We start from the raw sequence: 21,820 nt of genomic DNA on the forward strand, positions 1-21,820 counted from the left end.
GTTTTTGTACAAGCTGCTGTTCGACCTCGTCTTCAAGAAGATGGACCCCGAGAAGGCCCACCACCTCGCCTTCTTCTGGATCCGGCTCGCCTCCTCGGTGCCCGGCCTGCGCACGCTGGTGCGGCTGGTGCTCGCCCCGCGTGACCGGGCGCTGCACACCACCGCCCTCGGCCTCGACCTGCCGGGGCCGTTCGGCCTGGCGGCCGGCTTCGACAAGAACGGCGTCGGCATCGACGGCCTGGCGATGCTCGGCTTCGACTACGTCGAGATCGGCACCATCACCGGCGAGCCCCAGCCGGGCAACCCGACGCCCCGGCTGTTCCGCCTGGTCGAGGACCGCGCGCTGATCAACCGGATGGGCTTCAACAACCAGGGCTCGGCCCGGGTCGCCGCGCGCCTCGCCGCCCGCCCGCACACCAGCTCCACCCCGGTGATCGGTGTCAACATCGGCAAGACCAAGGTGGTCGAGGAGGCCGACGCCGTCGCCGACTACGTCAAGTCCACCGAGCGGCTGGCCAAGTACGCCGACTACCTGGTCGTCAACGTCAGTTCGCCGAACACCCCCGGGCTGCGCAACCTCCAGGCCGTGGACCACCTGCGCCCGCTGCTCGCCGCCGTCCGCGAGGCCGCCGACCGCACCACCGCGCACCACGTCCCGCTGCTGGTCAAGATCGCCCCCGACCTGGCCGACGAGGACGTCGACGCGGTCGCCGACCTCGCCCTGGAACTGGGCCTGGACGGCATCATCGCCACCAACACCACGATCGGCCGCGAAGGCCTGCGCGCCGACGCCTCCCGGGTCGAGGAGATCGGCATGGGCGGCCTGTCCGGCGCCCCGCTCAAGGCCCGCGCCCTGGAGGTGCTCCAGCGCCTGCGCGCCCGGACCGGGGGCCGGCTGACGCTGGTCTCGGTCGGCGGCGTCGAGACCGCCGAGGACGCCTGGCAGCGGATCGTCCACGGCGCGGACCTCGTCCAGGGCTACAGCGCCTTCATCTACGAGGGCCCGTTCTGGTGCCGCCGGATCCACCGGGGCCTCTCCGCCCGGATCCGGGCCGCGGGTTTCCGCGACCTGGCCGCCGCCGTCGGCAGCGCCGTCGACGGCACCAGGGCCGCCTCCTGAACCCACCGTGCGGCCCCGGCCCGTACGACGCCCCGTACGAGCCGCGCACGACCTCCGTACGGCCTCCGTGCGGCCTCCCCACGACCTTCCGGAAGGACGACATGACCCTCGCCCCGTTCGGCGCCCGGCTGCGCCAGGCCCTCGACACCCGCGGCCAGCTCTGCGTCGGCATCGACCCGCACGCCTCCCTGCTCGCCGCCTGGGGGCTCGGCGACGACCTCGCCGGCCTGGAGACCTTCAGCCGCACCGTCGTCGAGGCGCTGGCCGACCGGGTGGCCGTGCTCAAGCCGCAGGCCGCCTTCTTCGAGCGCTTCGGCAGCAAGGGCGTCGCGGTGCTGGAGAAGTCCGTCGAGGAGGCCAGGGCGGCCGGCGCGCTGGTCCTGATGGACGCCAAGCGCGGCGACATCGGTTCCACCATGGCCGCCTACGCGGAGGCCTTCCTGTCGCCCGGCAGCCCGCTGTTCTCGGACGCCGTCACGGTCAGCCCGTACCTGGGCTTCGGCTCGCTGCGCCCGGCCCTCGACCTGGCCCGCGCGCAGGGCTGCGGCGTGTTCGCGCTGGCGCTCACCTCCAACCCGGAGGGCCACGAGGTGCAGCGGGCGGTCGGCGCGGACGGCGAGTCGGTCGCGGCCTCGGTGCTGCGGCAGCTGGCGGCGGAGAACGGCGACGCCGCCCCGCTGGGCTCCTTCGGCGCGGTCGTCGGCGCGACGCTCGCCGACGCGGGCGTGGAACTGGCCATCAACGGCCCGCTGCTGGCCCCCGGGATCGGCGCCCAGGGCGCGACGATGGCCGACCTGCCGCGGGTGTTCGGCGCCGCGGTGATCAACGTGGTGCCGAGCGTCAGCCGGGACGTGCTCAAGCACGGTCCGTCGGTGGCGGCCCTGCGCTCGGCGGCCGAGCGGTTCGTCGGCGAGTACGCGGACGCGGTGAAGTAGCGGCGATCGAGGGCGCGAGCGCGTAGCGGGGCGATGACCCTGCGCAGTGTGCGCAGCCCGGCGAGGGTCCCCGGACCTCCCCGGAGTTGACGTGAGCGCCGTCACATTGGCGGTGTCAAAGTTTCGCAATCGCGGTCATTTTGCCCTGGAAAGTCCTGGTCGGCCTTGGCTGACCAGGACTTTTCGTGTTCTTTTCCTGACGTGGCGCCGCAATCCGGGTAGTGTCCGGCGATAGGTCATCGGCGAGCCGCGAAACCCGTAGCTCCCGCAGGTCAAGGGCCCTCTGGTTCCCCTTGCGGACGGTGTCCTGGGATCCAAACCAGTCATAGCTCAATCCCTTCCTTCCACACCCTGAGGTGAACGGCGTGGCTCTTCCGCCCCTTACCCCTGAACAGCGCACCGCCGCGCTCGCCAAGGCCGCCGAGGCTCGCCGGGAGCGCGCCGAGGTCAAGAACCGGCTCAAGCACTCCGGCGCCTCCCTGCACGAGGTGATCAAGGCCGGAAAGGCCGAGAACGACGTCATCGGCAAGATGAAGGTCTCCGCACTGTTGGAGTCCCTTCCCGGCGTCGGCAAGGTCCGTGCCAAGCAGATCATGGAACGCCTCGGCATCAGCGAGAGCCGGCGCGTCCGCGGCCTCGGTACGAACCAGATCGCCTCCCTGGAGCGGGAGTTCGGCGGCGGTGCCGCCTGACCGTGCCCCGTGGTCCCGGGACCGTCCGCGATCCGGGATAATCGGTGCATGAGTGAGCGTCCGCGGCTGACCGTGCTCTCCGGCCCTTCGGGGGTCGGCAAGAGCACGGTCGTCGCTCATATGAGGAAGCAGCACCCCGAGGTCTGGCTCTCGGTGTCGGCGACGACCCGGCACCCGAGGCCGGGCGAGCAGAACGGGGTCCAGTACCACTTCGTCGACAACGACGAGTTCGACAAGCTGATCGCCAACGGCGAGCTGCTGGAGTGGGCCGTCTTCGCCGGCAACCGCTACGGCACCCCGCGCTCGGCGGTGCTGGAGAAGCTGGAGCGCGGCGAGCCCGTCCTGCTGGAGATCGACCTCCAGGGCGCCCGCCAGGTGCGCGAGTCGATGCCCGAGGCGCAGCTGGTCTTCCTGGCCCCGCCGAGCTGGGACGAGCTGGTCCGGCGGCTGACCGGTCGGGGCACGGAGTCGCAGGACGTGATCGCGAAGCGGCTGGAGGCGGCCAAGGTCGAACTCGCGGCCGAGCCCGAGTTCGACGCGACCCTTGTCAACACCTCCGTCGAGCAGGTAGCGGCCGAACTGCTAGCCTTGCTCGGTGTAGCCTGACCTGTCTGTCTTTTCCACCCTTTCGGAAGGTTTTCGCGTGTCCTCTTCCATGACCGCGCCCGAGGGCATCATCAACCCGCCGATCGACGAGCTGCTTGAGGCCACCGACTCCAAGTACAGCCTCGTGATCTACGCCGCCAAGCGCGCGCGCCAGATCAACGCGTACTACTCCCAGCTCGGTGAGGGCCTGCTCGAGTACGTCGGCCCGCTGGTCGACACCCACGTGCACGAGAAGCCGCTGTCGATCGCGCTGCGCGAGATCAACGCGGGCATGCTGACCGCCGAGGCGATCGAAGCCGCCTGAGGCGGTGCTCCGAAGCTTGTGGAAGGGCCCGGCGGAATCGTTTCCGCCGGGCCCTTCGGCGTTCCCGGGGGCTGTGGGACCGACCACGGTGCGCGCGGCGGCTGAGGGGCCGTAGGGTGTGCACGTCCCAGGAGTGGAGGAGAGCGGGAGTATGAGCGCGACTTCGGACCGGAGCGGGTCGGCGGACGCGCCGCGCGTCGCCCTCGGCGTCAGCGGCGGCATCGCCGCCTACAAGGCGTGCGAGCTGCTCCGCCGGTTCACCGAGTCCGGCCACCAGGTCACCGTGGTGCCCACCGAGGCCGCGCTGCACTTCGTCGGCGAGGCCACCTGGGCCGCGCTCTCCGGCCGCCCGGCCGCCACCGAGACCTGGGAGCGCGTGCACGAGGTGCCGCACGTGCGGATCGGCCAGCAGGCCGACCTGGTCGTGGTCGCCCCCGCCACCGCCGACCTGATCGCCAAGGCCGCCCACGGCCTCGCCGACGACCTGCTCACCAACACCCTGCTCACCGCCCGCTGTCCGGTCGTCCTGGCGCCCGCCATGCACACCGAGATGTGGGAGCACCCCGCCACCCGGGACAACGTCGCCACGCTGCGCCGCCGGGGCGTGATCGTGCTGGAGCCGGCCGTCGGGCGGCTCACCGGCAAGGACACCGGCAAGGGGCGGCTGCCCGAGCCGTCCGCGATCTTCGACGCCTGCCGGGCCGTGCTGCGCCGGGGCGGGGCCGCCCCGACCGACCTGGCGGGCCGGCACGTGGTGGTCTCGGCCGGTGGCACCCGCGAGCCGCTGGACCCGGTGCGCTTCCTGGGCAACCGCTCCTCCGGCAAGCAGGGCTACGCGCTCGCCGTGACGGCCGCGGCCCGTGGGGCGCGCGTGACGTTGGTCTCGGCCAACGCGGAGCTCGCCGACCCGGCCGGGGTCGACGTGGTGCACGTCTCGACCGCGCTGGAGCTGCGCGAGGCGGCGCTGAAGGCGGCTGCGTCGGCCGACGCCGTGGTCATGGCCGCGGCCGTGGCGGACTTCCGGCCCGCCGAGTACGCCAGTGGCAAGATCAAGAAGGTCGAGGGGGTCGAGCCGGCGCCGGTCGCCCTCGTCCGCAACCCCGACGTCCTGGCCGAGCTGGCGGCGCACCGCGCCCGTTCGGGCCAACTCGTGGTGGGTTTCGCGGCGGAGACCGACGACGTGCTCGCCAACGGCCGCGCCAAGCTCGCCCGCAAGGGCTGCGACCTGTTGGTCGTCAACGAGGTGGGCAACGGCAAGGCCTTCGGGACGGACGTCAACGAGGCCGTGGTACTGGGCTCGGACGGCAGTGAGACGGCCGTTCCGGTGGGCCCGAAGGAGGCGTTGGCGGACGTGGTCTGGGACCTGGTCGTCAAGCGGCTGGAAACGGTCGGCGACTGATCAAGCCCTGCTGGAGATCGGTCGCGATTTCCGGAAGCGGGTGACGTTCGGCGGAGGCATCCCGTTAGACTCCAGGAATCAAGTCTTTCCGGATGTCCCCGGTTCGCCGGGGGCCTTCAGTCAGCAGCCGCTGCAACCCCAGGGAGCGCTGTGTCTCGCCGCCTGTTCACCTCGGAGTCCGTCACCGAGGGACACCCCGACAAGATCGCTGACCAGATCAGCGACACGATCCTTGACGCTCTCCTCCGGGAGGACCCGACCTCCCGGGTCGCCGTGGAGACGCTCATCACCACCGGCCAGGTGCACGTGGCCGGCGAGGTGACCACCAAGGCGTACGCGCCGATCGCCCAGCTCGTCCGGGACAAGATCCTGGAGATCGGCTACGACAGCTCCAAGAAGGGCTTCGACGGCGCCTCCTGCGGCGTGTCGGTGTCCATCGGCGCGCAGTCGCCCGACATCGCCCAGGGCGTCGACACCGCGTACGAGGCTCGGGTCGAAGGCGACGAGGACGACCTGGACAAGCAGGGCGCCGGCGACCAGGGCCTGATGTTCGGCTACGCGTCCGACGAGACGCCCGAGCTGATGCCGCTGCCGATCACCCTCGCGCACCGCCTCTCGCGCCGCCTGACCGAGGTCCGCAAGAACGGGACCATCCCGTACCTGCGCCCCGACGGCAAGACCCAGGTCACCATCGAGTACGACGGCGACAAGGCCGTCCGCCTCGACACCGTGGTGGTCTCCACCCAGCACGCCAGTGACATCGACCTGGAGTCGCTGCTCACCCCGGACATTCGCGAGTTCGTGGTCGAGCCCGAGCTGAAGGCGCTCGCCGAGCAGGGCATCAAGCTGGTCACCGAGGGCTACCGCCTGCTGGTGAACCCGACCGGCCGCTTCGAGATCGGCGGCCCGATGGGCGACGCCGGCCTCACCGGCCGCAAGATCATCATCGACACCTACGGCGGCATGGCCCGCCACGGTGGCGGCGCCTTCTCCGGCAAGGACCCGTCCAAGGTCGACCGCTCGGCCGCGTACGCGATGCGCTGGGTGGCGAAGAACATCGTCGCCGCCGGCCTCGCCCGCCGCGCCGAGGTGCAGGTCGCGTACGCGATCGGCAAGGCCGAGCCCGTGGGCCTGTTCGTCGAGACCTTCGGCACCGAGACCGTGCCGGTGCTGACCATCCAGAAGGCCGTCACCGACGTCTTCGACCTGCGCCCGGCCGCGATCATCCGCGACCTGGACCTGCTGCGCCCGATCTACTCCCAGACCGCGGCGTACGGCCACTTCGGCCGTGAGCTGCCCGAGTTCACCTGGGAGCGCACCGACCGGGTGGAGCAGCTGAAGGCGGCCGTGAAGGACTGAACGGCCTGATCGTCCGGAAGCGGCGCCTACCCCCGGGCGGGGTGGGCGCCGCTTCTGTGCGTTCTGTCGGTGTGACCTGGTAGTACTGGGAGCGATGAGCAGCACAGGGGAGACGGAGAACACGGAGAACGGGGCCGAGCCGGAGCAGCTGGCATTCATCCGGGAGACGGTCAAGCGGGCCAAACCCCGGACGTGGCGCGGCGCCAAGCGGGCCGAGCACCTGCCGGTGGCCCGGGTCGTGGTGGACAAGGGCGTGCTCACCATCGACAAGTTCTTCGACTACGAGGTGCCGGCCGCGATGGCCGAGGAGGCCCGCCCGGGCGCCCGGGTGCGGGTGCGCTTCGGCGCGCGCGTGGTGAAGGGCCAGCGCGAGGGCGGGGAGCTGCACGACGGGTTCATCGTCGCCCGGCTGGAGAAGAGCGACTTCCCCGGCCCGCTCGCCCCGCTCGCCCAGGTGCTGTCGCCCGAGCCCGTGCTCACCCCCCAGCTGCTCCGGCTCTGCCGGACCGTCGCCGACCGCTACGCCGGCACCCTCGCCGACGTCCTCCAGCTGGCCGTCCCGCCCCGCCACGCCAAGGCCGAGGCGGAGCCCTCGCCGCCGGCGCTCCCGCGCCCCCCGGCCCCCGCCCCCGGGGGCTGGCAGCGCTACCCGGCCGGGCCCGACTTCCTCGCCGCGCTGGCCGACGGCGGCTCGCCGCGCGCCGTCTGGGCGGCGCTGCCCGGCCCCGGCTGGCCGTACGAGATCGCGCGCGCCGTCGCCGCCACGCTGGCGGGCGGGCGCGGCGCGCTCGTCGTGCTGCCCGAGGGGCGGTCGGTGGCCCGGGTCGACCAGGCGCTCACCGAACTGCTCGGCGCGGGGCGGCACGTGGCCCTGGAGGCCGACCTCGGCCCGCGCGAGCGCTACCGGCGCTGGCTGGCGGTGAGCCGCGGCTCGGTGCACGCCGTGATCGGCACCCGCGCCACCATGTTCGCGCCGGTGCGCGACCTCGGGCTGGTCGTCGTCTGGTCCGACGGCGACAACAGCCACAGCGACCCGCGCGCCCCGCACCCGCACGTGCGCGAGGTCGCGCTGCTGCGCGCCGCCGACGAGGGCGCGGCCGTGCTGCTCGGCGGCCACGCCGTCACGGTGGAGGGCGCGCAGCTGGTCAGCACCGGGTGGGCCCGCCCGCTGACCGCCGACCGGGAGACCGTGCGCCGGATCGCGCCGCGGGTGCGGACCGTCACCGACCAGGACCAGCACCGCGACGGCGCCGCCCAGGCCGCCCGGCTGCCCTCGGTGGCCTGGGAGGCCGCCCGGGAGTCGCTGGCCGCCGGGCGCCCGGTGCTCATCCAGGTGCCCCGGCGCGGCTACGTGCCCCGGCTGTCCTGCGGGCGCTGCCGCACCCCCGCCCGGTGCCGGCGGTGCGAGGGCCCGCTGGAGGCGCCCGCGGCCGACGCCGCGCTGAACTGCGGCTGGTGCGGGGAGGCGGAGACGGACTGGCACTGCCCCGAGTGCGGCTCGTTCCGGCTGCGCGCCCAGGTGGTCGGCGCCCGGCGCACGGCGGAGGAACTGGGCAAGGCGTTCCCGCGCATCCCGGTGCGCACCTCCGGGCGGGACGCGGTGCTGGCCACCGTCCCGGACGAGCCGTCGCTGGTGATCTCCACGCCCGGTGCGGAGCCGGTGGTGGACGGCGGCAGCGGGTACGGGGCCGCGCTGCTGCTGGACGGCTGGGCGCTGCTCGGCCGGCCCGACCTGCGGGCCGGGGAGGAGACGCTGCGGCTCTGGCTGGCGGCCGCCGCGCTGGTCCGGTCCGCCGAGGAGGGCGGCTCGGTGGTCGTGGTCGCCGAGCCGTCGGCGCGGCCGGTGCAGGCCCTGGTCCGCTGGGACCCGCTGGGCCACGCCGGGCTGGAACGCGACGAGCGGGCGCAGCTGCACTTCCCGCCGGTGTCGCGGATGGCGTCGGTCAGCGGCAGCCCGGCGGCCGTGGCCGACCTGCTGGGGCTGATCCGGCTGCCCTCGGAGGCGGACGTGCTCGGGCCGGTACCGGCCCCGGCCCTGCGCGGGGAGGAACAGGAGCGCGCGCTGCTGCGGGTGCCGCCCGGGCAGGGGGCGGCGCTGGCGGCGGCCCTCAAGGCGGCGCAGATCGCGCGGATCGCGCTGCGGACGCCGGAGGCGGTACGGGTGCGGGTGGATCCGACCGACATCGGGTGAGGCCGGCGGGGGCGGGGTGAGTGGCCACCCCGCCCCGGATGGCGCTGGTCGGACGGCGGCGTCAGCCGCGCAGCGGGATGCCGGTGCGGTCGACCGGGGTGCGCTCGGGGGTGGTGCGGTCGACCGGGGGGCGGTCGAGGGGGCCGCGCTCCGGGGTGGTGCGGTCGAGCGCGGTGCGGTCGAGGTTGCCGCGCTCCAGGGCGGTGCGGTCGAGGCTGCTGCGGTCCAAGCCGCCCTGGCGGGCCGCCGGGACGGTCGCCGCCAGGCCGACGGACGGCGCGGCGGGCAGCTCCTCCGAGCGGTCCGGGCGGCTCTGGCCCGGGACGGCGCCGCTGGCGGCGAGGAGTTCGCTGGTCGGGCGGCGCATCCCGTACCGGCGGTGCACGGCCTGCTTGGTGACCCCGAGGGCCGAGCCCACCGAGTCCCAGGAGAAGCCCAGCGCCCGGTCGAACTCGACCGCCGCCGCGACCAGGGTCTCCACGCTCTCCCTCAGCTCCTGCGCCAGGCGCACGGTCGGCGCGGGCGCCCGCCCGTACACGACGAAGCCGGCCGACGTGCTGGGCCGGCGCGGACGGTAGACGTTGCCCAACTGGGCGGTGAGCGTCCGCAGCGCGTCGACCTGCCGCCTCACCCGCTCGATGTCCCGCACCAGCAGGTGCAGGCTCGCCCGCGCCCGGGCGTCGTGGTTGATCTGCTCGGCCATGGCCTACGTGCCACCTTCCGTACGGTTCGGCTCGGCCGGGGCGCGGTGTCCCGTGCGCCCGGCCCCGGTCAATCTCACTTGACCAACGCCGAAGCGGGGGCCGGGGTAACGCCGCCGGGCACACTCGGGATATGCCAGAAGCCGGTGCCGGGGTGGGGGAGGGGCGTCCGGGGCCGCGCGAAGCGTGGTGCGAGGGGCGCTGTGAGGGGCGGTGCGAGGGCATGGGCGGCGGGCGCGGTGCGTTGCATAGACTTGCCGGAAACCCGTAGTTGCCCGCAGCCCCGCACCCTCGACGGACAGGAGCCCGTACCCGTGGCGATCCAGCCGATCCGGCTCTTCGGAGACCCCGTCCTGCGGGCCACCGCCCAGCCGGTGACCACGTTCGACAAGGAACTGCGCACCCTGGTCGGCGACCTCACCGAAACCATGCTCAACGCCCCCGGCGCCGGCCTCGCCGCGCCCCAACTCGGCGTCTCCCTGCGGGTGTTCACCTACCACGTGGACGGAGTCACCGGGCACCTGATCAACCCGGACCTGTCGCTGACCGAGGAGGAGCAGGACGGCCCCGAGGGCTGCCTCTCGCTGCCCGGGCTGCGCTACGACACCAAGCGCGCCTACGGCGTGGTCGCCAAGGGCTTCACCATGTACGGGGATCCGGTCACCCTGGAGGGCACCCAGCTGCTCGCCCGCTGCATCCAGCACGAGACCGACCACCTCGACGGCATCATCTTCATCGACCGGCTCGACCGCGAGCAGCGCAAGGCCGCGCTGAAGGCGATCCGCGACACCGACTGGGGCGGCGCGCCCGCGCCGGTCGTCAAGGTCTCCCCGCACAGCACGTTCGGCGCCGCGCGCTGAACCCTCTGATCTCCAACGTTCTCTTGCAGAAAGGCACTTGATGCGTCTCGTCTTCGCCGGCACCCCCGAGGTCGCCGTTCCCGCCCTGGACGCCCTGCTCGCCTCCGACCGGCACGAGGTCGTCGCGGTGGTCACCCGCCCCGACGCCCCCGCCGGGCGAGGGCGCAAGCTGGTCGCCAGCCCCGTCGCCCAGCGCGCCGAGGAGGCCGGGATCGAGGTCCTCAAGCCGGCGAAGCCCAGCGACCCGGAGTTCGTCGCCCGGCTCACCGAACTCGCCCCCGACTGCTGCCCGGTGGTCGCCTACGGCGCGCTCCTGCGCCCCGGCACCCTGGAGATCCCCAAGCACGGCTGGGTCAACCTGCACTTCTCGCTGCTGCCCGCCTGGCGCGGCGCGGCCCCCGTCCAGCACGCCGTGCTGGCCGGCGACGAGGTCACCGGCGCGGCCACCTTCCTGATCGAGCAGGGCCTGGACTCCGGTCCGGTCTACGGCGTGATCACCGAGGAGATCCGCCCGACCGACACCAGCGGCGAACTGCTCACCCGCCTCTCGGTGTCCGGCGCGCGCCTGCTCACCGCCACCATGGACGGCATCGAGGACGGCTCCCTGCACGCCCTCCCGCAGCCGGCCGAGGGCGTCACGCTCGCCCCGAAGATCACCGTCGAGGACGCACGCGTCGAGTGGAGCCACCCCGCCCTGCGGATCGACCGCGTGGTGCGCGGCTGCGCCCCGGCGCCCGGCGCCTGGACGGAGTTCCGCGGCGAGCGGCTGAAGATCACCGGGCCGGTGAAGCTGCTGACCGACTCGTCCGCCCTGGCGCCCGGGGAGCTGGCCGTGGTCGGCAAGAACAGCGTGCGGGTCGGGACGGGCAGCCACGAGGTCGAACTCGGGGAGGTCCGCCCGCAGGGGAAGAAGGAGATGCGGGCGGCGGACTGGGCGCGCGGGGCGCGGCTGGAGTCCGGGGAGCGCTTCGGCTCCGAGGGCTGAGGCTCAGGTTTAGCGTTACTGTTCGTCTGATAACCACCGATAACCACCGCAGCACCTTGAGGCACCCTGTGACCACCCCCAGCGCCCAGCGCGCCCCCCGCCCGCACCGCCGCCCGAAGAAGGACCCGGCCCGGATCGTCGCGTTCCGCGCGCTGCGCGCCGTCGACGAGCGCGACGCGTACGCCAACCTGATCCTGCCGTCGCTGCTCCGCGAAGCCGAGCAGAAGGGCATGGACCGGCGCGACGCCGCCCTCGCCACCGAGCTCGTCTACGGCACCCTGCGCCTTCAGGGCACCTACGACGCGATCATCGCCGCCTGCATCGACCGGCCGCTCGGCAAGGTCGACCCGCCGGTCCTGGACGTGCTCTCGCTCGGCGCCCACCAGCTGCTCACCACCCGCATCCCCAGCCACGCGGCGGTCTCGGCCACCGTCGAGCTGGCCCGGGTGGTGCTCGGCGACGGCAAGGCCAAGTTCGTCAACGCCGTCCTGCGCCGGATCAGCGCCCACGACCTGGACGCCTGGATCGAGAAGGTCGCCCCGCCGTACGAGAAGGACGCCGAGGACCACCTCGCCGTCGTCCACTCGCACCCGCGCTGGGTCGTCTCCGCGCTCTGGGACTCGCTCGGCCGCTGGCAGCCCGACGCCTCCGGGCGCAGCGCCCTGGAGGACCTGCTGCGCGCCGACAACGCCCGGCCCGAGGTGACCCTCGTCGCCCGCCCCGGCCGGGTCGACGTCGGCGAACTCGCCGACGCGCTGCCCGAGGCCGAGCCCGGCCGCTGGTCCCCGTTCGCGCTGCGGCTCGCCGAAGGCGGCGACCCGGGCTCGCTGGAGGCCGTCCGGGACAACCGGGCGGGCGTCCAGGACGAAGGCAGCCAGCTGGTCGCCCTCGCCCTGGCCAACGCCCCGCTGGACGGCCCGGACCGGCTCTGGCTGGACGGCTGCGCCGGCCCCGGCGGCAAGGCCGCGCTGCTCGCGGCGCTGGCCGCCGAACGCGGTGCCGGGCTGGTCGCGAGCGAGAAGCAGCCGCACCGCGCGCGGCTGGTCGCCCGGGCGCTGGAGGGCAACCCCGGCCCGTACACGGTGATCACCGCGGACGGCACCCGCCCGGCCTGGCGCTCCGGAGGCTTCGACCGGGTGCTGGTCGACGTGCCGTGCTCCGGCCTGGGCGCCCTGCGCCGCCGCCCGGAGGCGCGCTGGCGCCGCCGCCCCGCCGACGTCGCGGCCTTCGGCCCGCTCCAGCGGGACCTGCTGCGCTCGGCGATCGACGCCACCCGGGTCGGCGGGGTGGTCGGGTACGCGACCTGCTCGCCGCACCTCGCGGAGACCCGGGCCGTCGTGGACGACGTGCTGCGGGCGGAGGGTGGCCGGGTCGAGTGGATCGACGCGCGCCCGCTGCTGCCGGGCGTCCCCGCGCTCGGGGACGGGCCGGACGTGCAGCTCTGGCCGCACCTGCACGGGACGGACGCGATGTACCTGGCGCTGCTGCGGCGGACGGCGTGATCCCGTGATCCCGTGATCCCGTGATCCCGTGATCCGGTGATCCGGGGGGACTGGGGAGGGCGGTGCGCTCAGCCGGGTGAGGGGGGCTGCGGCCGGGCGGGCGTGGGGCCGGGGAGGTCGGTGAGGAGGGCGTGGGCCTGGGCGCGGAGGCGGTCGACCGGGGGGTCCTCGCAGATCACCTCCAGGCCGAGCCCGCTCGCCTGCCCCCAGTGGTAGTACGACTGGTAGGCGAGGTAGGGGCGGTGGCCGTCGGTGGGGTCCAGCCCGACGGCGAGCGTCGCGAAGTGGGTGCGCTCGTTCTCGGTGCGCTCGAACTCCGTCCGGGAGAGCCGCCATTCGAACTCGTACGGCTCCGGATCGGACGGCAGGTCCAGCAGCGCCTGGGCGAGCCGGCGGACGTCGTCCGGCCCGGCGAACGGGAGCGACTCGGACCAGCGGGGCGCGGCGGCGAGCAGCTCCCAGCCGTCGCCGTTGCGGCTGACGGACAGTGCCCACTCGCCGTCCTGGTCGTGCCAGTGGCAGCTGAGGATCGGATCCATGGTGGTCAACCTCCCTGTGAGGCTTGGCCGTTCGGCTCTCCCCATCGTGGCACACCGGACCGCCGAAGGGATCCGGGCGGCCGGCGGTGGGCGGGGGCGCGTGGGGCTTTCGGGCCGAGGGCGGGAGCCGGGGTGGTCAGTCGGTGGCCGGGGTCGGCGCGGGGTGCCAGGGGCGGTCGGCGCGGGTCGGGCGGGCCGCGGCGGTGAGGCGCAGGGCGTACACCTCGCGGTCGGTGGCCGGGTGCGGGACGGGGCCGAGGTAGTCGTGGCCGGTCAGGTGGCACCAGGCGGGCAGGTCGAGGGGGGCGGCGGGGTCGGTGGTGTGGATGTGCACCACCGCGCCGGCGGGCAGGTCGGCGATCCGGGCGCGCAGTCGCAGCAGCAGTTGGACGCAGAGCAGGCCGGTGCCGTCGACGGCCAGGTCGGGGGCGGGTTCCTGGCCGGGCTGCTGTCCGGGGGTGTGGGTCATGGGGTTGCTGCCCTTCGCGGTGGTGCGGCGGTGCCTGGGTGCATGGGTGCAGGGGTGCCGGGCTCAGCCTAGGCGCCGGGACGGTGCGGTACGCGGCGCCGTTCGGGATCTGACGGTTTCATAGTCCGACAGTCCGACGGTTCAACAGTCCGTTAGTCGCGGGCTGTGGCCGCCCCCGGCCGCTGGTCGGGGGCGGTGCCGCCGAGGCGGGCGAGCAGGACGGCGAGGCGGTCGAGGTCGTCGGGGCTCCACTGGTCGGCCGCGAAGAGGTCGGCGGCGACCTTCCGGGCCGTGTACAGCATCTCGGCGAGCCGTTCGCGGCCGGTCGGCGTCAGGGCCGCGTAGGCGACCCGGGCGTCGCGGGCCGCCGCCTCCCGGCTCACCAGGCCGATCCGCTCCAGCGGTGCCAGTCCGCGGGTGACGCCCGAGGCGGTGAGGCCGAGGGCCCCGGCGAGGTCGACCCGGCGCATCCGGCCGCCGGGGGCGTGGCCGAGGTGGAGCAGCAGGGTGAAGTCGGACAGGCTCACGCCGTGCAGGCCGCCGAGGCTCGCGTCGAAGCGCTTGGTCACGGCCGCCTGGGCGCGGACCAGCCGCAGGGCGGTGTCCAGCGGGTCGGGTCGGGTGCCCGGGTCGGCCTGCGGGTCGACCTGTGGGTTCGTGTGCGGGCCGGTGTGCGGATCTGTCATTGCTACCTCCTTGACTACTCAAGCATACCGGTGCGGCGAGCCGTCAAGGAGGTAGCGGGAGGGGGGAGGGGGCTAGCCGGCGTTGGCGGCGCGGCGCTGCCGCTTGCCGAGCGGTGCCTGCGAGAGGTCCTCGGCCTGGGACCGCAGGTTCTTGTAGCCGTAGCCGCGCTCGGCCAGCCAGGCCCGCGCCGCCTGCTCGGCCCGCTCGGCGGCCGCCAGGATGTCCTCCTCCGCCTCGCCCGAGTCGAGGAAGCGGAAGGTGAAGGCGGCCCGCGCGCCGAGGTCGTAGCTGAGGTGTCCCTCGCGGGTGAAGGCCGCGCGCAGCACGTCGTGTTCGGGCGCGCGGGCGAGGAGTTCGGCGTGCTGCTCGACGCTGAGGTCGTCGAAGACGCCGCGCACCATGATGCGGAAGGTTCGAGTGGTCATCCCCCGACCATAGGCAGGACGGGCGGTCGACCGCCAACCCGATTTCATGCCGCTCGCTGGTCGACAGTGGGTTCCCGGGCGGACCTAGGCGCGTCTGCCGGGCAGGCGGGTGCAGACGGTGCCGGAGGCGAGCGGGGCCGGTTCGGCCTTGAGGGCGTCGAGGGTGAAGTCGGTGGTGAGGGCGCTGATGTCGGCGGTCTGCCGGATGAGGTAGTGGTTGGCGCCGGGGGCTTCGTAGCGGGCGAGGTCGGGGACGACCGGGCGGGCCCGCAGGGCGTATTCGAGGGACTGGTTGGCGTTGGCGGCGCTGTGGTCGCCGGTGCCGTGGACGATCAGGACGCGCCGGCCGGCGAGGTGGTCGACGGGGTCGCCGCTGGGCAGCCAGGGCGCGATGCCGGCGACGCCGACGACGTTCGGGTGCCCGGCGCACCAGAAGGCGGCGCGCCCGCCGAGGGAGTTGCCGATGAGGACGACGGGTACGTCGCCGTAGCGGCGGGCGAGTTCGTCGAGGGCCCAGCGGGTGTCGACGGCGGTGTCGGCGTCGGCGCCGTTCCAGCCGCTGTAGCGGTAGCGCAGCAGGTGGACGGCGAGGCCGTGCGGGCGTCCGCGGGCGGCGAGTTCGGCGGTGAGGTCGCGCAGGCCCAGTTCGGCGACCTTCAGCGGTCCGCGCCGGCTGCGCAGGAACCCGCCGGGCAGCAGCAGGGCGACGCCGTCGACCCGCCCCGTCCCGTCGTCGCCGAGTCGTGGGGTCAGTTGTGCGGTGCGCGGCCGCTGCGCCTGGAACACGCGAAATCCCTCCCTGGTGTCTACCTGCGGATTCTACGGTTCCGCGGGCGGGTCGCGGTGCGGGTGCGGGGGTCGCAGGGCCCAGCCGGTGGAGCGGGTGCGGGGCCCCGTGGACTCGGCCTGGCGGGCCGGGGGAGGGCGTTGGGTGGGCGGGCCAACTCGCCTGCGGGTGCGAGGCGTTGGGGCGAGGTCAGGAGCGGCGGCCCGGCTGGTCGCCGCCGCCGGTGGAGCGGCTCCGGCCGGAGAGCAGTTCCTGCATGCTCGGGAGCTTCCGGCGCTGCGAGCCGGTCTGCGGGCCGCTCTGAGAGCCGGCCGGCGCGCTGGCGGGCGGGGCGATCGAGCGGCGGGGTTCGGGGGCCGGGCCGAGGCCGGCCTTGGCGGCCGCGTCGGCGAGGAAGTCGGAGGCCTGGCGGCGGGCGTTGTCGACCGTGCGGCGCAGGCTCTCGGCGTCGTTGCGCAGCTTGTCGGTCTGCCGGCGCAGCAGGTCGGTGCGCTGTTCGGCCTCGGTGAGCTGCTTGAGGCTGGCCGCCGCCCGGGCGGCGGCCTCCCGTTCGAGCTCCTCGCCGCGTTGCTGGGCTTCGGCGACGATCTGTTGTGCCCGGGCCTCGGCGCGGGCCCGCTGGTCGGCGAGGTCCTGGTCGAGCCGGCGGCGCCGCTGGGCGATGCTGGTCTCGAATTGCAGCGCGACCTGGGCGGCCTGGTCGCGGGTGCGCTGGAACAGCGCGTCCGCCTCCTGCCGGCGGGCGAGGACGTACGGGTCCTCCTCGGCGGCGGGGACGTCCCGGACGGTGGCGTGGTAGCCGGCCGGGGGCCGTTCGGCCTGCTCGGCGAGGTGGAGCAGGCGTTCGGCGACCTGGTCGGCGTGTGGCGGCCGTCGGTCGGGGTCCTTGGCGAGCAGTTCGAGGACGAGGGTGTCGACGTCGGCGGGCAGGCCGGGCCGGAGGGTGCCGGGGGCGGCCGGGTGGACCTCGCCGTGCTGGCGGATGAGTTCGTAGAGGGTGCCGCGGAACGGGGTGCGGCCGGTGAGGAGTTCGTACAGGAGGCAGCCGAAGGCGTAGAGGTCGGAGCGGGCGTCGAGGCCGCCGCTGTCGAAGCGTTCGGGGGCCATGTAGGCGGGTGTGCCGACGATGACGTTGGTGCTGGTGATGCCGTCGTCGGCGGTGCCGACCCGGGCGATGCCGAAGTCGACGACCTTGACCTCCCCGGACGACTGGATCATCACGTTGGCCGGCTTGACGTCCCGGTGGACGACGCCGGCCCGGTGGGCGGTGGCGAGGGCCTGGGAGATCTGGACGGCCCAGGTGAGGGCCTGGTGCAGGGGCAGCGGTCCGTCGCCGAGGTGGCGGCTGAGCGGGGCGCCGTCGAGCAGTTCCATGACCAGGAAGTAGAGCGGCCGGCCGGCCTCGTCGTGCCGGCCGAAGTCGTGCACGGTGACGATGGACGGGTGGTTGAGCGCGCCCGCGGTGGCCACCTCGCGGACGAACCGGGCCGCGTCCTTGGGGGTGTTGTTGCTGCCCGGGAGCATCACCTTGACGGCGACGAGCCGTTGGATCCGCGCGTCGCGGGCCTTCCACACCGCGCCGAAGGCGCCCTCGCCGATCTGCTCGACCAGCTCGTACCGCCCGTCGAGTACGTCGCCCGGCTGCATCCCCGCCCCTTTCACGCCCCGGTGCCGCGCCCCGGCCCCCCGGGCCAACCTACCGTCCGTCGCCGGGGCCGGGAGTTTTCCGTTGTCTTTGTTCAGGATCGAGCCAGGCTCTGCGATCATCCGATGATCGTCGTTCGTGCGTGGGCGGCGCTTGACGGGGGAGTGACCGACATGGCCGAGGGGCCCGTGGACAGTGCCGCCGGGGCCGGGCGGGCCCGCAGGTCCGTCCGCCTCGCCAGGGGCGGGTTCGCCATGGACAAGGAGGCCTGGATGGTGGTCTCCGGCGGGGTGCTGGGGGCCATGTTCGCGAGCATGGGCCTGGCCGTGCTGATCGGGCCGTCCCAGGGGTACGGCGGCGAGAGCCTCGACTTCATGGGCATCGTCAGCATCCTCGGCCTGATGCCCTGCGGGGCCGGCCTGCTGTGGGCGCTGCTCCACCCCCGGCGCGGCTTCCCCGCGGTCGCCGTCGGGATCCTGTTCGGGCTCGCCGCGTTCGTCTCCTTCGCCGGGACCGGCCTCAACGACGCCTGGGAGGCGCCGCTGGACCGGCCGTCGTCGATCCGCGCCGTCGGCAGCTGGACCAGCGGGGACGTGGTGGTGCGGGTCCGGCCCGACCAGGTGGTGGCCTACCGCGGCACCACCGGGCAGGTCGCGTGGCGGTGGACGCCGCCGGGCGAGGACTCCGTCTGCGCCATGAGCCGCGGGACGGGCCACGGCCTCGGACTGCTCGGCCACTCCCCGCACGACCGGCCGTGCGCGGCGGTGACGGCGCTCAACCTCGCCGACGGCAAGGCCGCCTGGACCGCCGCGGCGGACGCGCCCGGCCGCGTCGGGGACACGGCGGCGCCCGATCTGCTCGCCGTCGCCGGGGACGAGGCCGTCCTCCAGGAGCGGACCGGCTGGCGCGCGGTGCACCTGGCCGACGGGCGCGCTTCCTGGCGCGGCGACGCGGATGCCGGCTGCACGCCGTTGCAGGTGGCGGGCGGGGCGGCGGAGGTGGTGACGGTCGCGCAGTGCGGCGACGCCGCGCCGGTGCTGCGGTCGCTGGCCCCGGCGGACGGGCGGGAGCGGACCCGGGTCGCCCTGCCGGTCACGGGCGGGCTGAAGGACGTCGCGGTGGTCTCCACCGAGCCCCTCGCGGTCTGGGTCGACGCGCAGGGCGAGCGGGGGACGCACGCCGTGCTCAGCTTCGACGGGGCGGGGCGGCAGCGGGCGTCGATCCCGGTCGCGGGGGACGAGTACGACCTCGACGTCATGCTGGGCGGCGCCCACGCGTACGACGCGTTCGCCGCCCGCCCGCTGTTCGGCGGGGTGGTCGTCGGCGACCAGCTGATCGTCCCCGGCGAGAAGCCGGACGACGTCCGGATCAGCGGGGGGAAGAACCCCAGCCGCATCGCCACCGGGCGCCTGGTCGCCTACTCGCTCGCCGACGGCGGGAAGCGCTGGACGTCCGGGCTGGACGACCAGGTGACGGGGCTGCTGGTGGACGGCGCGTCGGTGTGGGCGCTGACCCGGGACAAGCTGACCCGGGTCGACGCCGCGACCGGGCGGAAGAGCAGTGAACTGGACGTCAACGACTCCAAGTCCGTCCACCCGGTGGACCTGTCGGTCTCCGGGCCCGGCCGGTTCACGGTGGTGGCGGAGGACGGCACGCGGGACGAGCCGCCGGCCCGGGGCATGGGCTGAGCCGGCTCGGGGCCTGAGCTGAGCCTGCGAGGCGCTTGATCGCCCGTTGTTCGTCACGCTCGGTCACGGCCACGGCCCGGGGGTGCCGCCCCGAGCGGCTGTGTCAGGCTGGTGGGGGAGCACCGCCGAGATCGGGAGGCTCGTGATGGCCGAGATCAGGGTGAACGGGGTGTCGCTGCACTACGAGGCCCGAGGCGAGGGGCCCGGCGTCGTCCTGGTGCACGGCTCGTGGAGCGACGCCGACAGCTGGGCGCGCGTGATGCCGGGCCTGGCCGAGTCGACCACCGTCGTCGCCTACGACCGGCGGGGCCACAGCCGCAGTGAGGACCCGCTCACCCAGGGTTCGGTCCACGAGGACGCGGCCGACCTGGCCGGGCTGATCGACGGGCTCGGACTCGCGCCGGCGTTCGTCTGCGGGAACTCGTACGGTTCGCTGATCACGCTGCGGCTCGCCGCCGCCCGGCCCGACCTGCTGCGGGGGATCGCCGTGCACGAGCCGCCCGGCGCCGGCATCCTGCTCGCCGACCCCGAGCTGAGGCCGGTCGCCACCGCGCTCGCCGACCGGATCACCGCCGTCCGGGAGCTGCTGGAGCAGGCCGAGTCGGCCGCGGCGGCGGAGCTGTTCGTGGAGACGGTCACCTTCGGGCCGGGGGCCTGGGCGCAGCTGCCCGCGCCGGTGCGGCACACGTACGTGCGCAACGCGCCGACCTACCTGGACGAGCTGCGGGACCCGGACGCCCTGGACCTCGACCTGAACGCCTTGGCCCGCTTCACGGAACCGGCTCTGCTCACGCAGAGTGACAACAGTCCGCCGATGTACGGCGAGGTGCTGGACATCATCGACCTCACCCTGTCGAAGGCGGAACGGCACCTGTACCGGGGTGCCGGTCACGCACCGCACCTGTCGCAGCCGGAGGAGTGGGTGCGGGTGGTGCTGCCGCGCGCCCTGGCGTGAGCCCCCACTCCGGGAGCGCGCCCGGCCCGTTGCGCGTTGGGGCGTAACGGGCCGGGCGCAACGGGCCGACCGCACGCGTCAGTTGGGCGAGGCGCCCCAGCCGTCGTCCGGGAGGGTGCGGTCCGGCTCGGGGCAGTCGGTGTGGTCGTAGCCCCACAGCAGGGCCTTGTTCAGCAGCCAGTCCTCGGGCGGCGGCGCGTCATGGCCGTCGCGGTCCGCGTGGCCGTCGCGGGCCTGGTGACCGTCGTGGTCCGCGTGGCCGTCGCGGTCGGTGAGGACGAACGCCACCCGGACCTCCTCGGCCACCGCCACCTCCAGGGTGCGCTGATCGGGGACGTTCTCGTACGTCACGGTCTCCCAGCGGCAGCCGGCGGCGGTCAGCGCGGCGATCAGGGCCGACTCGGTGACGTGTGTGTCGAGTGTCACCAACCCGCCACCGGCCAGCGGGAGTTCGAGTTCACCGTGCCACACGGGCAGGGACAGCGACTGGAGCCGGCGGCAGTGGCAGAACACCGTCTGCACGTCGCCCCAGCTGAAGCCGTGCGGCCAGCGGGACTCGCGGTGGATCCGCCCGCCGTCCCAGGGATCGCCGTAGTGGGCGGCGAGTTCGGGCAGCGAGGCGTTGTAGCGCAGCCCGTCCGGACCGTCCAGGCCGCCGGTGGCCGCCAGCGCGGTGAGCCGCGCGAGGAAGTCCGTCACCCCAGGCATCCGCGCACCGCCTCGATCAGCCGGTTGGCGCGGGCGTCGCCGTGGCCGATCATCCGGTTGGCGACGTAGCCGAAGCCGACGCCGAACTCGTCGTCCCCGAAGGCGAACTGGCCGCCCGCGCCGTCGTTGCCGAAGCTGCGCGCGCCCAGCAGCGGGCGGAAGGCGGGGGAGTCGAGCAGCAGGCCGGAACCCCAGCGGGCGCCCATGTCGAAGCCCAGGAAGCCCGCGCCGGAGGAGACTTCGCGCACCGCGTCGGTGACGGTCTCGTGCGAGAGCAGGCGCGGGCCGCCGTCCAGGCCGGTGGCGGCCGCCGCGTACAGCCCCGCCAGCCCGGTGGCGGAGGCGACCGCGCCCGCGCCGGGCAGCTCGATCGCGTGCAGGGCCGGGTCGTTCCAGCCGTGCGGCACGTCCAGGCCGGGGAAGACCAGGGCGCCGTTCATCGTCACGATCCGGGTCAGCAGGTGCTCCGGGCCGGGCATCGGACGGCGACCCTCCGCCTCCACCAGCCGGGCCAGGCGCGGGAGTTCGCTCTCCGACAGGCCGATCCGGACCGGCAGGCCGAGCGGTTCGGCGATCTCCTTGCGGAGGAACTCGCCCGGCGTGAGCCCGGTGATCCGGCGGATCACCTCGCCGACCGCGAAGCCCAGGACGTGGCCGTGGTACTCGTAGGCCGTGCCGGGCTCCCAGAGCGGCTCCTGGGCCTCGATCGCGCGGACGACGGGAGCCCAGCCGGCGATCTCCTCGAAGGAGAGCACCGCGTCCAGGGCCGGGATGCCCGCGCGGTGGCCGAGGACCATGCGGGTGGTGATGTCCTGCTTGCCGTGGCGGGCGAACTCGGGCCAGTAGCGGGCGATCGGCGCGTCGAGGTCGAGGCGGCCCTGCTGGGCGAGCAGGTGGGCGCTGATGCTCACCGCACCCTTGGCGCAGGAGAAGACCGGGACGAGGGTGTCCTGCGTCCAGGCCCGGCCGGTGCGTTCGTCGGCCGTCCCGCCCCACAGCTCGACCACCTTGCGGCCGCCGGAGAACACCGTGACGGCGGCGCCGAGTTCGGGGAACTCGTCGAAGTTGCGGGCGAAGACGTCCGCCACGGCGCCGAACCGTTCGTCGGTCCAGCCCTGGTACTGCTGCATGGTGTTCCGCCCCGTTCCTTCGTTCACGTGGAGCCGCTGACCCCAAGATCGTCGACCGGACCACGGTACGGCGTCGGGGCGGTCGCGACGAGGGGTTTTCGTAGGCCGGGTCCTACGGGGCAGGGGGAGTCAC

At 74.3% G+C, this 21,820-nt stretch carries 21 protein-coding genes and 1 pseudogene; 13 read left to right on the forward strand and 9 right to left on the reverse strand.

Annotated features, from left to right (window positions below; translation table 11 throughout):
- Positions 1-4 precede the first annotated feature (4 nt).
- The 8 genes from ACIO9K_RS14965 to ACIO9K_RS15000 all read left to right on the forward strand — a co-directional run bounded on the left by ACIO9K_RS14965 (position 5) and on the right by ACIO9K_RS15000 (position 8,606).
- The gene (locus ACIO9K_RS14965) at positions 5-1,120 is read left to right on the forward strand and encodes a quinone-dependent dihydroorotate dehydrogenase (protein ID WP_400329901.1); all 1,116 of its coding nucleotides are present in this window, start codon (positions 5-7) and stop codon (positions 1,118-1,120) included.
- Between the two features lie 101 nt (positions 1,121-1,221).
- Positions 1,222-2,055 carry an orotidine-5'-phosphate decarboxylase gene (pyrF, locus tag ACIO9K_RS14970; RefSeq protein ID WP_350877835.1) on the forward strand — a complete coding sequence of 278 codons (834 nt, stop codon included), beginning with the start codon at positions 1,222-1,224 and terminating at the stop codon, positions 2,053-2,055.
- 365 nt (positions 2,056-2,420) lie between these two features.
- On the forward strand, positions 2,421-2,747 hold the full coding sequence (gene mihF, locus ACIO9K_RS14975) for an integration host factor, actinobacterial type (RefSeq protein ID WP_063346755.1): 327 nt from the start codon (positions 2,421-2,423) through the stop codon (positions 2,745-2,747).
- A 48-nt stretch (positions 2,748-2,795) separates the two neighbouring features.
- The gene (gene gmk / locus ACIO9K_RS14980; protein ID WP_400329905.1) at positions 2,796-3,353 is read left to right on the forward strand and encodes a guanylate kinase; all 558 of its coding nucleotides are present in this window, start codon (positions 2,796-2,798) and stop codon (positions 3,351-3,353) included.
- Between the two features lie 37 nt (positions 3,354-3,390).
- Positions 3,391-3,657, forward strand: coding sequence for a DNA-directed RNA polymerase subunit omega (rpoZ, locus tag ACIO9K_RS14985; protein WP_030240625.1), 267 nt, complete (start codon positions 3,391-3,393; stop codon positions 3,655-3,657).
- A gap of 151 nt (positions 3,658-3,808) precedes the next feature.
- Positions 3,809-5,056 carry a bifunctional phosphopantothenoylcysteine decarboxylase/phosphopantothenate--cysteine ligase CoaBC gene (gene coaBC, locus ACIO9K_RS14990; RefSeq protein WP_063346753.1) on the forward strand — a complete coding sequence of 416 codons (1,248 nt, stop codon included), beginning with the start codon at positions 3,809-3,811 and terminating at the stop codon, positions 5,054-5,056.
- Positions 5,057-5,206: 150 nt separating this feature from the next.
- Positions 5,207-6,415 (forward strand): methionine adenosyltransferase, encoded by a 1,209-nt coding sequence (gene metK / locus ACIO9K_RS14995; protein WP_350877833.1) that lies wholly within the window; start codon positions 5,207-5,209, stop codon positions 6,413-6,415.
- Between the two features lie 94 nt (positions 6,416-6,509).
- On the forward strand, positions 6,510-8,606 hold the full coding sequence (locus tag ACIO9K_RS15000) for a primosomal protein N' (RefSeq protein ID WP_363618303.1): 2,097 nt from the start codon (positions 6,510-6,512) through the stop codon (positions 8,604-8,606).
- A gap of 357 nt (positions 8,607-8,963) precedes the next feature.
- On the opposite strand, the pseudogene ACIO9K_RS15005 reads toward ACIO9K_RS15000, so the two are convergent.
- Positions 8,964-9,309 (reverse strand): annotated as a pseudogene (locus ACIO9K_RS15005) (hypothetical protein); the annotation flags it as partial.
- A 312-nt stretch (positions 9,310-9,621) separates the two neighbouring features.
- Here ACIO9K_RS15005 and def point away from each other — a divergent pair.
- The 3 genes from def to ACIO9K_RS15020 all read left to right on the forward strand — a co-directional run bounded on the left by def (position 9,622) and on the right by ACIO9K_RS15020 (position 12,654).
- A complete protein-coding gene (gene def / locus ACIO9K_RS15010) occupies positions 9,622-10,167 on the forward strand; it encodes a peptide deformylase (protein ID WP_063346750.1) in 546 nt (181 codons plus the stop codon).
- A gap of 40 nt (positions 10,168-10,207) precedes the next feature.
- Entirely contained in the window at positions 10,208-11,152 is a 945-nt protein-coding gene (gene fmt, locus ACIO9K_RS15015; RefSeq protein WP_363583154.1) for a methionyl-tRNA formyltransferase, read from the forward strand.
- A 68-nt stretch (positions 11,153-11,220) separates the two neighbouring features.
- Positions 11,221-12,654 carry a transcription antitermination factor NusB gene (locus tag ACIO9K_RS15020; protein WP_363618305.1) on the forward strand — a complete coding sequence of 478 codons (1,434 nt, stop codon included), beginning with the start codon at positions 11,221-11,223 and terminating at the stop codon, positions 12,652-12,654.
- A 68-nt stretch (positions 12,655-12,722) separates the two neighbouring features.
- Here ACIO9K_RS15020 and ACIO9K_RS15025 read toward each other — a convergent pair whose 3' ends face one another.
- From ACIO9K_RS15025 to ACIO9K_RS15050, 6 genes are all read right to left on the reverse strand, one after another.
- Entirely contained in the window at positions 12,723-13,193 is a 471-nt protein-coding gene (locus ACIO9K_RS15025; RefSeq protein WP_363618307.1) for a hypothetical protein, read from the reverse strand.
- A gap of 136 nt (positions 13,194-13,329) precedes the next feature.
- The gene (locus ACIO9K_RS15030) at positions 13,330-13,662 is read right to left on the reverse strand and encodes a sulfurtransferase TusA family protein (protein WP_400329912.1); all 333 of its coding nucleotides are present in this window, start codon (positions 13,660-13,662) and stop codon (positions 13,330-13,332) included.
- Between the two features lie 152 nt (positions 13,663-13,814).
- A complete protein-coding gene (locus tag ACIO9K_RS15035) occupies positions 13,815-14,348 on the reverse strand; it encodes a MarR family winged helix-turn-helix transcriptional regulator (protein ID WP_400329915.1) in 534 nt (177 codons plus the stop codon).
- A 72-nt stretch (positions 14,349-14,420) separates the two neighbouring features.
- Positions 14,421-14,774, reverse strand: coding sequence for a DUF6204 family protein (locus ACIO9K_RS15040; RefSeq protein ID WP_363583164.1), 354 nt, complete (start codon positions 14,772-14,774; stop codon positions 14,421-14,423).
- A gap of 84 nt (positions 14,775-14,858) precedes the next feature.
- Positions 14,859-15,560, reverse strand: coding sequence for an alpha/beta hydrolase (locus tag ACIO9K_RS15045; protein ID WP_400329919.1), 702 nt, complete (start codon positions 15,558-15,560; stop codon positions 14,859-14,861).
- A 190-nt stretch (positions 15,561-15,750) separates the two neighbouring features.
- The gene (locus ACIO9K_RS15050) at positions 15,751-17,208 is read right to left on the reverse strand and encodes a serine/threonine-protein kinase (RefSeq protein WP_400329922.1); all 1,458 of its coding nucleotides are present in this window, start codon (positions 17,206-17,208) and stop codon (positions 15,751-15,753) included.
- Positions 17,209-17,379: 171 nt separating this feature from the next.
- Here ACIO9K_RS15050 and ACIO9K_RS15055 point away from each other — a divergent pair, with 171 nt between their 5' ends.
- Together ACIO9K_RS15055 and ACIO9K_RS15060 are read left to right on the forward strand one after the other, a co-directional pair.
- Entirely contained in the window at positions 17,380-18,894 is a 1,515-nt protein-coding gene (locus ACIO9K_RS15055; protein ID WP_400329925.1) for a PQQ-binding-like beta-propeller repeat protein, read from the forward strand.
- 145 nt (positions 18,895-19,039) lie between these two features.
- The gene (locus ACIO9K_RS15060) at positions 19,040-19,849 is read left to right on the forward strand and encodes an alpha/beta fold hydrolase (RefSeq protein ID WP_400329928.1); all 810 of its coding nucleotides are present in this window, start codon (positions 19,040-19,042) and stop codon (positions 19,847-19,849) included.
- Between the two features lie 78 nt (positions 19,850-19,927).
- On the opposite strand, the gene ACIO9K_RS15065 is transcribed toward ACIO9K_RS15060, so the two are convergent.
- Together ACIO9K_RS15065 and ACIO9K_RS15070 are read right to left on the reverse strand one after the other, a co-directional pair.
- Positions 19,928-20,557, reverse strand: coding sequence for a hypothetical protein (locus tag ACIO9K_RS15065; protein ID WP_400329931.1), 630 nt, complete (start codon positions 20,555-20,557; stop codon positions 19,928-19,930).
- On the reverse strand, positions 20,545-21,687 hold the full coding sequence (locus ACIO9K_RS15070; RefSeq protein WP_400329934.1) for a serine hydrolase domain-containing protein: 1,143 nt from the start codon (positions 21,685-21,687) through the stop codon (positions 20,545-20,547). The genes ACIO9K_RS15065 and ACIO9K_RS15070 overlap by 13 nt, the downstream gene beginning before the upstream one ends.
- Between the last annotated feature and the right edge of the window lie 133 nt (positions 21,688-21,820).

Origin of the sequence: Kitasatospora sp. NPDC087271, assembly GCF_044744605.1 — a bacterium.
In the GTDB taxonomy this organism is placed as follows: Bacteria; Actinomycetota; Actinomycetes; order Streptomycetales; family Streptomycetaceae; genus Kitasatospora.